Raw genomic sequence first — 12,325 nt, 5'->3', positions numbered from 1 at the left:
CGCGCGGACGGCAGGTTTTTCCGGTGGGAAAATATTGCCGAGTGGCCGACGGCATCCCGGTTTTGAGAGCGTCCAAACGCAAAGCGCCCCCGGACGGGGGAGTCCGGGGGCGCCGATCTGCGGAGGGGGCCGGGCAGGGGAGCCGGGCCATCCGACACATCATTGATAGACGATCATTCGGCCGGACCGTCGCCAACGGGAAAAAGATTATTCAATTCGCGCAAAACCGCTGCCTCGCGCATTGCCCGATCGAGCGTCAGGCCGCCTTCATCCCATTCGATCCGCGCATCGCCGCTGGCGAGTGAGGGGTCGTGGGTGACATGGAGGTTCAGGCGGCGGCGATCATTGGCCTGGCGCGTCGCGATCCGTTCCTCGATCTGTTCGGCCATGTCGGGATGGACGCGCACGATCAGCTCGGTACCGCGGGCAACCTGTGACAAGGCGCGGCTGATCGCATCGTCGATCGCCTGGGCGGGCGAGGCGAGCAACGGGTGGCCGGCCAGATGCTGCGCCACCGCGAGCACCAGCTCGGCCGCTTCGCGCGCGGTGTCGGCGCGAAAGTCCGCGCACTCCTCGACCATACCCTCGACCCCGGCGTGGAGCGCGTCCATTGCGGCGAGCAGCGCATTGTCGCGGTCGGATCGCGCCGCATCGAGCCCCGCCTGAAACGCATCGGCGCGCGCACGCGCCAGCTCCTCATTCTGCATCTTGCGCAGATGCGCCAGCTCGTCCTCCAGCGCTTCGATCTTGATGACCAGCGAGAGGGTGTCGTCATGCTCGACCGTGCGCGACGGCTTGGGGGCCGTAAACACGCGGTCGAAGCCGAACGGCTTGGTGGTGAACGAAAGGTCCATCTACCGTCCCCTAGATGATCATCGTTTCGTCGCTCTTGGGGTCGACCAGCACGATCTCCCCCATATCGGCGAGGTTCTTGGCCAGGCGGACCAGCGCGGTCTGCGCCTCTTCGCAATCGCGCGCGCGCACCGGCCCCATCGACGCCATGTCTTCGCGCAGCAGCTTCGCCGAGCGTTCGGTCATGGTGGAGAAGAACAGCGAGCGGATATTCTCCGGCGCACCCTTCAGCGCGAGCGCCATCTGGCGTTTGTCGGCCTGGCGGACGATGACCGCGATCGATGCCGGGAGCAGGCCGCCCAGATCCTCGAAGGTGAACATGAGCGAGCGGATGCGGTCGGCCGCATCGGGCGAGCGCGCGTCGAGCGCGGAGAGCATGCTTTCCTCGGTGGAGCGGTCCATCGCATTGAAGATTTCGGCCATCGCTTCATGCGGATCGCGGCGCTGGGCGCGTGCGAAATTGGCCATGAACTCGGTCTTCAGCGTCGCTTCGACCTGCGCCAGCACTTCCTTCTGCACCGTTTCCATGCGCAGCATCCGCTGCACCACGTCGACCGCAATGTCGCGCGGCAGGGCGCCGAGCACGCGCGCGGCGTGGTCGGACTTCAGCTTCGACAGGATGACAGCGATCGTCTGGGGATATTCGTTGCGCAGATAGCCGGCCAGCACGCCCTCGTTCACGTTGGACAGCTTGTCCCACATCGTCCGGCCCGACGGACCCCGGATGTCCTCCATGATCTCCTTGACGCGGTCCGCGTCGAGCACGCTGTTGAGCAGGCGCTCGGTCGTCTCGTACGAGCCGTGGCACGAGCTCATGGACGACATCTCGGCCTGAAACTGGTTGAGCAGATATTCGATCAGGTTCGACGGGATCCGCCCGAGCTGCGACATGCTCTGCGACAGCTCCTTGACCTCGTCGATCGACAGCTGTTCCCAGATCGGCGCGCCATGCTCCTGGCCCAGTGCGAGCATCAGCGCGGCGGCCCGCTCGCGCTGGTTCAGCCGCTTATATTCTGGTGGTTCCGCGACCGGAGTCATCATCATCGTATAGTCCCCTGCATTTATTCGTGGTTAACCCGTCGGTTTCGCGCACGACCCCTCTATTATGGACTCGAAAGGGGGTTCCCGGTCGCGTGAGGACAGGATCATGAACATCTCTTCGGGATTGGCGGGGCTCTCCCTGCTGGGTGCCGATACGAGCTGGTATTCGACCTCGGGCGCGGGCCTGACGGTGGAAAGCAAGGCCGTGCGCGAGGCCAAGGCTCAGTTCACCCTGCCCGAAACGACCCCGCCCTGGCGGGAGGCCGGTGCGACCGGCTCCATCTCGACCCAGATCGCCACGATCCGCCGCCTCGCCACGATCATCGACAAGCCGCTGACCGGCGTGCGCGCGCTGCCGACCGATGTGCAGACGGCCTTCACCACCTGGAAAGCGCTCGACCGGCTCAACGTGCTGGCGACCACTGCGGCCAAGCCCGGCCTGTCGGCGGCGGAACGCGGCCAGCTCGCCGAAACCTTCGCCAAGGGGCTGGCGGATCTGCAGACCTATATGGGCACCGCGCCGTCGGACAAGCTGGAGCTGTCCTTCGGCCAGCCGGTGCGCCGCGCCGAGAGCACCGTCGTCGCGCCCGGCACGGGCGGACTGACGGTCAGCGTGTCGGGCAAGGGCGTCGTCGCCAAGCGCGACGAAGTGCTCTCGCAGATGTCCGGCACCGAGCGGTTTCGCGTCACGCTGGAACGCGGCAGCAGCATCGACACGGTCGTGATCGACCTGGGCACGCTGCCCGAGCCACCGACGCTCGACAGCGTCGCCAACCTTGTCAATCAGGCGATCGCCAATATCCCGCTGCGCGACACCAGCGGCAATGTCGTGCTCAACGCCGACGGGACCCCGGCACCGAAATGGAAGGTGTCGTTCGAGCCGAAGAAGACCGAAAAAGACGGCTGGACCATGGGTATCAACCGTCAGGGCCTGGAGAGCGTGTCGATCGATCAGGTCGATGCCCCCGACGCGCTGATCGTCGCGACCGGCCGCACCGGGCTTGAAACACCGACCGCCGCCCGCGTGCTCCGCATCGACGACCCCGAAGCGGCGATGACGAACAAGACGCTGGCGACGATCGAGGCGAATGACCGGCTGACGACCAAGGCGGTGGCGACCACCACCGATGCGGTCGCGACCGATGCCGATGGCTTTGCCTATGTCGTGGGCACGGCATCGGGCGACCTGGATGAGCTGCGCGCTGCGGGGACGCAGGACCTGTATCTGACCAAGATGGACAGCGTCGGCAATGTCGTGTGGCAACGCGCGCTGGGCGCGGCCGATAGCGCGTCCGGGGCCGCCGTCACCGTTGCCCAGAATGGCGACATCGTCGTGGCCGGGACCGTATCGGGCAATTTCGGTGGCACCAATGCCGATGCCGACATGCTCGTCGCGCGCTTCGCCAGCAATGGCGACGAGATGTTTGCCAGCCGCATCCGATCGTCGGGCGATGACCGCGCCACCAGCATCGCCATCGCCGATGACGGCGCGATCCTGGTCGGCGGTCGTGCCGCGCAGGGCGGGGGCGACGCGTTCGTCGCCCGGCTCAACGGAACCGGCGCAGTGACGCAGCGGGTCAAGCTCCCCGGATCGGGTGACGAGAGTGTGACCGCGATGACGATGACCGCCGACGGCCGCCTCGCCGCGCTGACCAAGGAGGGGGCCATGTCGAAGCTACGCTTCCTCGATCCGGCCAGTCCCGGAACTGTGCTTGATACCGTCGATCTCGGCGCTTCCGATGCGCGCGCCATTGCGATCGCGCCGGATGGGTCGATCGCGATTGGCGGCACGACGCTGTCGTCGCTGCCGGGCACCCAAGTCAACGGGATCACCGGTGGGCGTGATGGCTTCGTCACGCGGCTTGCCGCTGACGGCACCGGCATGGCCACCACCTATCTCGGCACCGCCGGGAACGAACAGGTCGACAGCCTCGCCTTCAGCAACGGCAAGCTTTATGTCGGTGGCCGCACCACCGGCGACCTCGGCAGCACGCGCATCGGCCCGACCGATGGCTTTGTCGCGCGGATCGATCCGGCCAGCGGCGGGGTCGAGAAGATCAGCCAGTTCGGCCAGCCAACCCTGCGCACCGAGCCGGTGCGCGTCGCCGCATCCGATGGCGGATCGAGCAAGGTCGACGCGCTGGGACTCGGCCGCGGTGTCGCGACGCCCGATGGTTCGCTGCGCCTGACCACCGGCTCCACCCTGCGCGAAGGCGACACCTTCCAGATGCGCGTCGCTGGCGGTCCGCTCCGCACGATCACGATCGCCAAGGAAGAGACGCTGGCGAGCCTGGCTGACAAGGTGCGCAAGATCACCGGATCGAAGGCGTTGGTGACCACGCCCAAGAAGGACGATGGCGCGATGCTGCGGGTGTCGCCCAAGGCCGGGATCGACATCGAATTCATCGCCGGTCCGGCGGGTCGCGACGCGCTCGAAAAGCTCGGCCTGCCCGCTGCACGGGTCTCCGGGTTCGACCCGGTCGACAAGGATGCGCCGCGCGTCCGTCCCGGCGGCAGCTTCGGCCTCGGCCTCAATCCCGCACTGTCGATCGCCGATCCAAAATCGGCAACCGCTGCACTCGCCAAACTCAAATCCGCGCTATCGGTGTCTCAGACGGGCTATCGCTCGCTCTATTGGGACGACGGCAAACAGGCACTGGTCGAGGGCGGGCGCAAGGGCGGCAGTACGGTCCGCGAACAGGCCCAGATGGCGAATTACCAAGCTGCCCTCAGCCGCCTCGCCGCCGGCCCGTCGACCACCATAGGGTTCTGACATCATGAGTGACCTGATCGGCGGGATTGCCCGCAACATGAAGCATCTCTCCGAACGCCAGCGCGTGATTTCGGAGAATATCGCCAACAGCGAAACGCCGGGCTTCAAGGCGCGCGACGTGCGCGCGCCCGACTTCAGCGACCTGATCGACACCGGCAACAGCAGCGCAACGATCGCCCGGCCGCGGGTGCAGCTGACCGGCAGCATGGCCGCGCTCGGCGCGCGCGCCCCGATCTCGGCGGGCAGCGTGATGCTCGACGCCGATACCAGCGAGACCAAGCCCGATGGCAACAACGTCACGCTCGAAGACCAGCTGCTCAAGATGGGCCAGGTTCAGGCGGACTTCGCAGCGATGACCAGCCTGTACCGCAAAAGCCAGGGGCTGATGCAGTCGGCACTGGGACGCAAAGGCGGCGGCTGACGCCCCAGACCGCTGGCATAGAAAAAGGGGGCGTCCCGGTCGGGACGCCCCCTATTCTTTTTGGTGCTCGCACCGGGTCAGGCGGCCTTGCGGAGCGGTGGCGCAGCGTCGTCGAGGGCGAACCGCTCGGTCAATCGGGCGAGCGCACGTGCCTCGTCCGACAGCGCGCGGGCGGCGGCGTTGCTTTCCTCGACCATCGCGGCATTTTGCTGCGTGAAGTCGTTGAGCGTCGCAAAGGCTGCACTGACCTCGCTCAACGCGCCGGCGTGCGACCCGTAATCCTCGGCAAGCCCGGTCAGCAGCTGATGGACGCCCTCGACCACCTGCTCGATCCCGTTGAGCGCGCCATCGACCTGGCCGATCGCGGTCACGGCATTGGCGACCTGATCCTGGGTCGAGGTCAGCTGCTCGCGCGCGCGCTTGGCCTCTTCTTCCGAGCGCATGGCCAGCTGTCCGACCAGATCGGCGACCACGGCAAAGCCGCGTCCGGCCTCGCCGGCGCGGCCGGCCTCGACCGCAGCGTTCATCGCGAGAACGCGGGTCTGGAACGCGATCTTGTCGAGCCCCTCGATCACCGCATCGATCCCGGCAGCGCTTTGCGCCACCTGCTCCATGCGCTGGACCGCATCGTCGGTGACGCCGCGACCGCGACGGACGCTGGTGATCGCTTCATCGGCGCGCGCGACGGTCTCGCGCACCGTACCGTTGCCATCGCTGAGCCGCGCATCGATCTGCCCGATCGCGGCAGAGGCTTCGTCGATCCGCGCGCTGGTTCGCTCGCTGCGTGCCGCCAGATCCTCGGCCGCATGCGCGATTTGCGACGAGTTGTTCTCCAGCTCGAGGGCGCCGCTCGATACCGCTTGCACCAGCATGCGCAGCGACTGAATCGCCTCGTTGAAATGCGCCTGAATTGCCGCATAGCCGCTCGGCATCGTGCCCGTGATGCGATGGTGGAGTTCGCCCCGGCTCAGTCCTTCAAGCCCGAGCGCCAATGCGGTCGACGCGCTTTCCAGCTCGCGCATGCGCTGCTCGCGTTCGGCGGTGATTGCGGCTTCGGTCGCGCGTTGCGCGGCATCCTTCTCCGTGATTGCGTCGAGTAGGGCGACGACCCGCGCCGAAATAAAGACCAGCGCACCGGCCTCGCCCAGCAGGATCACGGCATGCAGCACGATCCGCAGCAGGGAGGCGTCGCCCAGGAAGACCCAGTCCGGTACCGCCATGCCGAGCAGCAGATGGTGCACCGCGACGACCACCGTCGCGCCGATAATGGCGCGCCAGTCGCAAAGCACTGCCGTGATTGCCAGCGCGGCGAAGAAGGCCATGTGCAGATCGACCTGCCATGCCATGCCGCGAAATGCGAAGAGCATGACAGCGGGGATCGCGACCAGCGCCATGCTGGCGGCGATGCGCGCCGTGCCGTCGATCTCGCCGCGCCGCCACAGCCAGGTGGGGTAGGCGAGTAGTGCGATCAGGGCGAGCGCGACGGTCACAATGCCGTCCGCTCCAGTCACGAGCATGCCGGCGAGCACCGCGAGCGAGAGGACCCCCGCGACCGCCATGACCAGCGTCAGGCCCGCTTTCCGAATGCCGTCCAGCGTCAACTCACTCATCCCAACTCTTCCTTCCGGTGCAACTCTGTGGCCGTGCGGCCAGAACGATCGCGCCATGGCGCCAGCTTTCCCGAACAACGGCGTCGCGCTTGCCGATCACGACCAGCGATCCGGGCAACGGCCCGGTGCCGATCAGTCCTGCGTCGGCGCGGACGATCCAGTCGATCATCTCGGCCTGTCGGGCCGGGAGGAGCGGTGCGATCAGCATCGCGCCGTCCGGCGGGGGCATGATCGATGCCCCCACCGGTACCGCCAGTGGCACTGCCACCGCTAGGGCGAGGCCCGCCCTCAAAAGCTTGCGTTTACCGAGATCGGCACCGCCGTCCCGGCAAAGGCGAGTCCGCCCGACGCGCCATAGGCACCGCTGCCGGTGCCGCGACGACGTCGCGCGTCGGCGGCGATTTCGGCCATCATCTCGTTCGACAGGTCGATCTGGCGCTTGAGCGCAGCGCCATTGGCGGCGCAGATATCGCGCAGCCGCGCGGCCAGCTCGGCAAGTTCCGAGCGCGTGTCGGGGTCGAGCGCTTCGCGCCAGCCCGGGTTGGTGCGGTCGAGCCGCGCCACTTCATGGTCGACCGCGCCGACCAGCCGGGACTTGGCCTGAACCAGCCCGGCGATCTCGCCGCGACGGCCCTGCGCCAGCAGCATCGTCTCTTCCTCGCTGATCGACGCCAGCGAGCGGAACAGGTCGAGAAGCTCAGTTTCCATTCGTATTGCCCCCCTGCAGCTTGATGATCTGGTCCATCACGGCGGGGGCGAGGCCGATGCCGCCCTTGGCCGCAATGGCGGTGCCGAGATTTTCGGCGAGCACGCCGCGAAACATCTGTTCGCCATGGCCGCCGGAAAACTCGCCTTCCTCGACGCTCTCCAGCATCAGCTGGGTCATCTGGCCGATAAAGGTCGCTTCGAACGCCTGAGCCGTTTCCTTGCTCTTCGGCGTCGGAATGGTCGGCGCAGCGCCGGTGGTTGCGGCGGCGGGGGTGGAGAGGGGGCTCATCACTGCACCTCGATATCGGCCTGGAGCGCGCCCGCGCTCTTCACGGCCTGAAGAATGGTGATCAGGTCGCGCGGGCTGACGCCGAGCGCGTTGAGACCGGCGACCAGCGAGGCGAGCGAGGTTTCCCCGCCCAGCGTACCGAGCGAGCGGCCGGTGCCATCGTCGACCGTCACCTGGGTGCGTGGGACGACCTGAGTCTGGCCCTGCGACAGCGGTGCGGGCTGCGATACCTGCGGCGTTTCGGCGACGCTGATGGTCAGGCCGCCCTGCGCGATCGCGACCGGGCTGATGCGGACATTGGCGCCCATCACCACCGTACCGGAGGCTTCGTTGACGATCACCTTGGCCGGCTGATCGACCATGACGGGCAGGTTCTCGATCCGCGCGACCAGATCGACGACCGATCCGGGAAAGCCCGGCCCGGGCTTGAGTTCGACCGTGGCAGGGTCAAGCACTTCGGCGGTGCCGGCAAAGGTCGAATTGATCGTGCCCGCGATCATGTTGGCCGTCGTGAAATCGGGGTTCTTCAGTGCCAGCTTGAGGCTGGTCGCGCTGCGCAACGCGAACGGCACCTCGCGCTCGATGATCGCGCCGTCGGCGATCCGGGCTGAGGTGGAAACGCCGCGGCTGATACTCGCCGCCGCGCCCTGCGCCTTGAAGCCGGAGACGGAAACCTGGCCCTGCGCCACGGCATAGATCTCGCCGTCGAGCGCGCGCAGCGACGATGCGATCAGCGTGCCGCCCTGCAGGCTGGTGGCGTCACCGATTGCCGAGACGGTTACGTCGATCCGCGATCCGGCGCGGGCGAAGGGCGGCATGGTCGCGGTGATCGACACGGCCGCGACGTTCATTGTCTTGAGCTGCGACCCGCGCACATTGACGCCCATCCGCTCCAGCATCGCCTGGATCGATTCCTCGGTGAAGGGCGTGTTGCGCGTGCGGTCGCCCGTGCCGGGCAGGCCGACGACCAGGCCGTATCCGACCAGCTGGTTGGGACGGACATTCTCGATGTCGACGATGTCCTTGATGCGGTGCGCGCTGTTCGCCGCGGCAAGCCCGGGCACCGCCAGCGCCATCGCCAGCAGCAGGAGTCTCAAAATGTGCATAAATCTGTCCATCGTCTCCGGAACGCCGTTAATCTTCTTATAGAAAGAAGAAGGCCGTTCCGGTCTTCGCGGAGAAGAGAAGCAGTGCGGATCGAGGGCGTTCCGATGCCGGTTCAGATGGTGCTCAACGCACTGTCCAAATCCGACGCCGCCCTGCGGGTGGCGCTCCCGAAAATGGAGATGCCCGAAGCACCGCGACAGGGGGCGCAGGCCGCCCCGACGCTGCAGGCGGCGACCACGGTTCATGTGCTGCTCGCCGCCGCGACCGCGCTGGAAACCCCGAAGGACAAGCGTCGGCGCGAGGCACGCCCGGCGGCACGCGGGCTCGACATCCTCGAGCAATTGCACGCGGCGCAGGTCAAAGGATTGCCCGACAAGGCAGCGCTCGACGCACTGTCGCAATGGGCGGCTTTGTTCGAAATGCCGGATGATCCCGAGCTCGCCGAAATCGCGCGCGACATCGAACTGCGCGTCCGGGTCGAACTGGCCAAGCACGACCGCACGGTCTGATCTAAGATCTGAATTTAGATGGTTAATGGGGCGGATCGGCGATTTCGCCGGTCCGGCGTTGGCCCAAGCCCCGTTTACTGCCCGCCTTTGGCCAGCTTCATCACGTAGCTGATGACCTCTGCCACCGCCTGATAATGTTCCAGCGGGATGGGATGATCGATCTCCGCGCTGGCGTGCAGCGCGCGGGCGAGCGGGCGGTTTTCGACCAGCGGCACGCCGTTGGCGGTTGCGATTTCGCGGATCTTCAGCGCGATGGCGTCGGTGCCCTTGGCCACCACGATCGGCGCGTTCATCGCGCCGTGATCATATTTCAGCGCGACCGCATAGTGGGTCGGGTTGGTGATGACGACCGTCGCCGTCGGGACGGCCTGCATCATCCGCTGGCGCGAGCGCTTGAGGCCGATCTGGCGCATCTTGCCCTTGATCTTTGGGTCGCCCTCCTGCTCCTTGTGCTCGTCCTTCATGTCCTTGAGCGACATCATGTTCTTCTTCGTCCAGCTGTAGCGCTGATAGACGAAGTCGGCGCCTGCGATCACCGCGACCAGCACCACGACGATGGTCAGCACGCTCATGATCATCTGCTGCGACAGATCGGCGATCGTGGTCGGGCCGACGCCCACCATGGTTTCGAAGCCGGGCAGGAACGGCCACAGCACGATCGTCGCGATCGTGCCGACCACGATCAGCTTGGCCAGCGTCTTGGCGAATTCGAACAGACCCTGCGCGCCGAACAGCCGCTTCAGGCCCGACACCGGATTGATCTTCGAGAATTTGGGCGCGATGCGGCTGAAGCTCATCATCGGCCGCCCCTGCGCAAAGCCACCGATCAGCGCGCAGCCGAACAATGCGCCGAGCAACGGCAACAGCGCGGCGGCGAGCTCGCCCAGGATGTACCCACCGAACACCTGCGCGCCGGCGGGTTCAAACAGGAAATCGTCGGCACGGCCCCAGATCCGCGCGAGCGATCCGGCCATTGCCGAAGCTGCCTGTGCACCAAGGCCTCCAGTGACGATGATCAGGCCGACGAACATGGCCGCCTGACGCATCTCCGGCGCCATCGGTACATCGCCCTTTTTCCGCGCATCTTCGATACGCTTTTCGGACGGGGCGAATGTTTTGGAGTCCTTGTCCTCCGACTCATCGGCCATCGCGTCAGCCCCAGCCCATGTTCATCCACGTCGCGATGCTGTTTGCGAAGGTGACGAGTGTCGCCCCCAGCGTCGCCGCGGCGATGGTGACACCCAGCAGCAGGTTGAGCGGCTGGGCGATGAAGAAGACCTGCAGCGCCGGCGCGACGCGCGCGACCAGGCCGAGGACGGTGTTGAAGACGATGCCATAGACGAGCAGCGGCGCGGCGAGCGAGACGCCGAGCGCGAGCGAATTGCCCGCGACCCGCACGGCCAGCTGGGCGAAATCCTGCGTATTCGGCACGACCCCGACCGGGAACAGACCATAGGATTTGATCAGCGCGCCCAGCCACAGATGGTGGACGGCCATCGCGAAGCACACGACAGCGGCGGCGACGCCAACGAATTTGGACAGGATCGGTGCCTGGCCCGACTGGCCGGGATCGAACACCATTGCAGAGGTGAGGCCGATCTGAAGGCTGATCAGCGATCCCGCGATCGAGATTGCCTGATACATGATCCGCATGATCAGGCCGAGCCCGATGCCGACGACCAGCTCGGCGATCAGGATCGCCGCCAGCTGGAGGTCGGTGACATCGGCCATCGGAATGACCTTGGCAGACAGGAAGCTCCACAGGCCCAGCGTCATGCCAAGCCCGGCGAACAGACGGATCTGCGCCGGCACCGCATCTTCGGAAAAGACCGGCAGCAGCATCAGCACCGACCCGACCCGTGCGAACAGGATCAGAAAGGCGGTGGCGTGCAGCGGCAGGTCTTCGATCATCGGTCGGTCAGCCGCCCTGGACGATCTTGTCGCCAACGACGCGCATGAAATCGCCCAGCGCGCCGCCGATCATGGGAAAGCTGAGCATCAGCGTGATCCCCATGATGATGATCTTGGGCACGAAGGTCAGCGTCTGTTCCTGGATCTGCGTCAGCGCCTGGAGCAGGCCGATGATGAGGCCCGTGAACAGCGCCGCGAACAGCAATGGCCCGGCGACGGTCAGCGTCAGGATCAGCGCGGCGCGCGCGAGTTCGATGGCGGAGTTGGCGTCCATCGCGCGGGCCTAGATCTGCATCCGCATGATTTCCGAATAGGCGTTGACCACGCGGTCGCGCACGGCGACCACGGTGTCGAGCGCGACTTCCGCCGCGCCCATCGCGGTCACCACGTCGATCAGGTCGCCCTTGCCGGCGATCTGGCGCGTCGATGCGGTTTCCGCCGCCTTCAGGCTCGACGATGCTTCGCCGACCATGCCCTGGACGAGCTGGCCGAAGCCGCCTGCGGCCGGGGCCTCGGTCGCGCCGGTGCCGCCAATGCCGGGACCGCGCGAAAGCGGCGATACGCCGGCGGCCCGGCCATAGGCCGTGGCAGCGTCAAGTGCTCCGATGGACATGGATGCTTCCCTTATTTCAGCAGGTCGATGGTGCGCATCGTCATGCCCTTGGCGGCTTCGATGGCGCTGAGATTGGCTTCGTAGGAACGCTGCGCGGCCTTGAGGTCGGCGGTCTCGACGAGGCCGTTGACGTTGGGCATCAGCACATAGCCCTTTGCGTCGGCAGCGGGATTGCCTGGCTGATAGACGCGCTGGAACGACGATTTGTCGGTCGCCACGCCCTTGACCGCCACCTTGGTCGCACCGGTCGCGCGATCTACTTCGGCGGCAAAAGTTGCCACACGGCGGCGATAGGGGTCGCCGCCCGGCGTCTGCGCCACCGAGCTCTGATTGGCGAGGTTTTCCGCAATCACGCGCATCCGCAACGACTGGGCGCGCAGGCCCGAGGCGGAGACGGAGACGACACTTTTGAGGTCCATGATCCCAAATCCGGCGCGGCGGGCAGGAATGGTCTGCCCCCACCGAGTGGACCGATTGGTTTGTTAGTGCAT

General features: G+C 66.5%; 15 protein-coding genes. 3 read left to right on the top strand and 12 right to left on the bottom strand.

From position 1 onward, the window contains the following. Window positions 1–173: 173 nt before the first annotated feature. Both AX681_RS17835 and AX681_RS17830 read right to left on the bottom strand, forming a co-directional pair. On the bottom strand, window positions 174–854 hold the full coding sequence (locus AX681_RS17835; protein WP_066657423.1) for a FliH/SctL family protein: 681 nt from the start codon (window positions 852–854) through the stop codon (window positions 174–176). A 10-nt stretch (window positions 855–864) separates the two neighbouring features. Next, a complete protein-coding gene (locus AX681_RS17830) occupies window positions 865–1,896 on the bottom strand; it encodes a flagellar motor switch protein FliG (protein ID WP_066657425.1) in 1,032 nt (343 codons plus the stop codon). A 103-nt stretch (window positions 1,897–1,999) separates the two neighbouring features. Here AX681_RS17830 and AX681_RS17825 point away from each other — a divergent pair, with 103 nt between their 5' ends. Both AX681_RS17825 and AX681_RS17820 read left to right on the top strand, forming a co-directional pair. Further along, a complete protein-coding gene (locus tag AX681_RS17825) occupies window positions 2,000–4,666 on the top strand; it encodes a hypothetical protein (RefSeq protein WP_066682574.1) in 2,667 nt (888 codons plus the stop codon). Window positions 4,667–4,670: 4 nt separating this feature from the next. Beyond that, window positions 4,671–5,087 carry a flagellar basal body protein gene (locus tag AX681_RS17820; RefSeq protein WP_066657429.1) on the top strand — a complete coding sequence of 139 codons (417 nt, stop codon included), beginning with the start codon at window positions 4,671–4,673 and terminating at the stop codon, window positions 5,085–5,087. A gap of 77 nt (window positions 5,088–5,164) precedes the next feature. Here the strand turns inward: AX681_RS17820 and AX681_RS17815 are convergent, their stop codons facing one another. The 5 genes from AX681_RS17815 to AX681_RS17795 are packed head-to-tail and all read right to left on the bottom strand — an operon-like array spanning window position 5,165 to window position 8,800. Further along, window positions 5,165–6,697 (bottom strand): methyl-accepting chemotaxis protein, encoded by a 1,533-nt coding sequence (locus AX681_RS17815; protein WP_197421814.1) that lies wholly within the window; start codon window positions 6,695–6,697, stop codon window positions 5,165–5,167. Continuing rightward, window positions 6,690–6,959 carry a hypothetical protein gene (locus AX681_RS17810; protein WP_066682572.1) on the bottom strand — a complete coding sequence of 90 codons (270 nt, stop codon included), beginning with the start codon at window positions 6,957–6,959 and terminating at the stop codon, window positions 6,690–6,692. The genes AX681_RS17815 and AX681_RS17810 overlap by 8 nt, the downstream gene beginning before the upstream one ends. Before the next feature lie 26 nt (window positions 6,960–6,985). After that, entirely contained in the window at window positions 6,986–7,405 is a 420-nt protein-coding gene (locus AX681_RS17805) for a hypothetical protein (protein WP_066657442.1), read from the bottom strand. Then, window positions 7,395–7,694: a rod-binding protein gene (locus AX681_RS17800; RefSeq protein WP_066657444.1), complete on the bottom strand. Its 300-nt coding sequence runs from the start codon at window positions 7,692–7,694 to the stop codon at window positions 7,395–7,397. Before AX681_RS17800 ends, AX681_RS17805 begins: the two co-directional genes overlap by 11 nt. After that, the gene (locus tag AX681_RS17795; protein ID WP_066657447.1) at window positions 7,694–8,800 is read right to left on the bottom strand and encodes a flagellar basal body P-ring protein FlgI; all 1,107 of its coding nucleotides are present in this window, start codon (window positions 8,798–8,800) and stop codon (window positions 7,694–7,696) included. The genes AX681_RS17800 and AX681_RS17795 overlap by 1 nt, the downstream gene beginning before the upstream one ends. A gap of 84 nt (window positions 8,801–8,884) precedes the next feature. On the opposite strand from AX681_RS17795, the gene AX681_RS17790 reads away from it, so the two are divergent. Next, window positions 8,885–9,310 carry a flagellar assembly protein FliX gene (locus tag AX681_RS17790; RefSeq protein ID WP_066657450.1) on the top strand — a complete coding sequence of 142 codons (426 nt, stop codon included), beginning with the start codon at window positions 8,885–8,887 and terminating at the stop codon, window positions 9,308–9,310. 74 nt (window positions 9,311–9,384) lie between these two features. On the opposite strand, the gene flhB is transcribed toward AX681_RS17790, so the two are convergent. The 5 genes from flhB to flgC are packed head-to-tail and all read right to left on the bottom strand — an operon-like array spanning window position 9,385 to window position 12,253. Then, window positions 9,385–10,458 (bottom strand): flagellar biosynthesis protein FlhB, encoded by a 1,074-nt coding sequence (gene flhB / locus AX681_RS17785; protein ID WP_066657453.1) that lies wholly within the window; start codon window positions 10,456–10,458, stop codon window positions 9,385–9,387. A 4-nt stretch (window positions 10,459–10,462) separates the two neighbouring features. Next, window positions 10,463–11,221, bottom strand: coding sequence for a flagellar biosynthetic protein FliR (fliR, locus tag AX681_RS17780; protein WP_066657456.1), 759 nt, complete (start codon window positions 11,219–11,221; stop codon window positions 10,463–10,465). Between the two features lie 7 nt (window positions 11,222–11,228). Continuing rightward, window positions 11,229–11,495: a flagellar biosynthetic protein FliQ gene (locus tag AX681_RS17775; protein ID WP_066657459.1), complete on the bottom strand. Its 267-nt coding sequence runs from the start codon at window positions 11,493–11,495 to the stop codon at window positions 11,229–11,231. 9 nt (window positions 11,496–11,504) lie between these two features. Then, the gene (locus tag AX681_RS17770) at window positions 11,505–11,834 is read right to left on the bottom strand and encodes a flagellar hook-basal body complex protein FliE (RefSeq protein ID WP_066657462.1); all 330 of its coding nucleotides are present in this window, start codon (window positions 11,832–11,834) and stop codon (window positions 11,505–11,507) included. Between the two features lie 11 nt (window positions 11,835–11,845). Then, entirely contained in the window at window positions 11,846–12,253 is a 408-nt protein-coding gene (flgC, locus tag AX681_RS17765) for a flagellar basal body rod protein FlgC (protein WP_066657464.1), read from the bottom strand. Window positions 12,254–12,325: the final 72 nt, after the last annotated feature.

Origin of the sequence: Sphingomonas sp. CCH9-E2, assembly GCF_001557215.1 — a bacterium.
GTDB lineage: Bacteria > Pseudomonadota > Alphaproteobacteria > Sphingomonadales > Sphingomonadaceae > Sphingomonas.
This window is presented reverse-complemented; position numbering and strand designations above follow the sequence as displayed.

What these genes read in the sequence shown, in the direction of transcription:
- AX681_RS17820 (WP_066657429.1), top strand. Translation starts at nt 4,671, where the DNA reads ATGAGTGACCTGATCGGCGGGATTGCCCGCAACATGAAGCATCTCTCC.
- AX681_RS17805 (WP_066657442.1), bottom strand. Translation starts at nt 7,405, where the DNA reads ATGGAAACTGAGCTTCTCGACCTGTTCCGCTCGCTGGCGTCGATCAGC.
- fliR (WP_066657456.1), bottom strand. Translation starts at nt 11,221, where the DNA reads ATGATCGAAGACCTGCCGCTGCACGCCACCGCCTTTCTGATCCTGTTC.
- flgC (WP_066657464.1), bottom strand. Translation starts at nt 12,253, where the DNA reads ATGGACCTCAAAAGTGTCGTCTCCGTCTCCGCCTCGGGCCTGCGCGCC.
- AX681_RS17830 (WP_066657425.1), bottom strand. Translation starts at nt 1,896, where the DNA reads ATGATGATGACTCCGGTCGCGGAACCACCAGAATATAAGCGGCTGAAC.
- AX681_RS17835 (WP_066657423.1), bottom strand. Translation starts at nt 854, where the DNA reads ATGGACCTTTCGTTCACCACCAAGCCGTTCGGCTTCGACCGCGTGTTT.
- AX681_RS17800 (WP_066657444.1), bottom strand. Translation starts at nt 7,694, where the DNA reads ATGAGCCCCCTCTCCACCCCCGCCGCCGCAACCACCGGCGCTGCGCCG.
- AX681_RS17825 (WP_066682574.1), top strand. Translation starts at nt 2,000, where the DNA reads ATGAACATCTCTTCGGGATTGGCGGGGCTCTCCCTGCTGGGTGCCGAT.
- AX681_RS17770 (WP_066657462.1), bottom strand. Translation starts at nt 11,834, where the DNA reads ATGTCCATCGGAGCACTTGACGCTGCCACGGCCTATGGCCGGGCCGCC.
- AX681_RS17795 (WP_066657447.1), bottom strand. Translation starts at nt 8,800, where the DNA reads ATGCACATTTTGAGACTCCTGCTGCTGGCGATGGCGCTGGCGGTGCCC.
- flhB (WP_066657453.1), bottom strand. Translation starts at nt 10,458, where the DNA reads ATGGCCGATGAGTCGGAGGACAAGGACTCCAAAACATTCGCCCCGTCC.
- AX681_RS17775 (WP_066657459.1), bottom strand. Translation starts at nt 11,495, where the DNA reads ATGGACGCCAACTCCGCCATCGAACTCGCGCGCGCCGCGCTGATCCTG.
- AX681_RS17815 (WP_197421814.1), bottom strand. Translation starts at nt 6,697, where the DNA reads ATGAGTGAGTTGACGCTGGACGGCATTCGGAAAGCGGGCCTGACGCTG.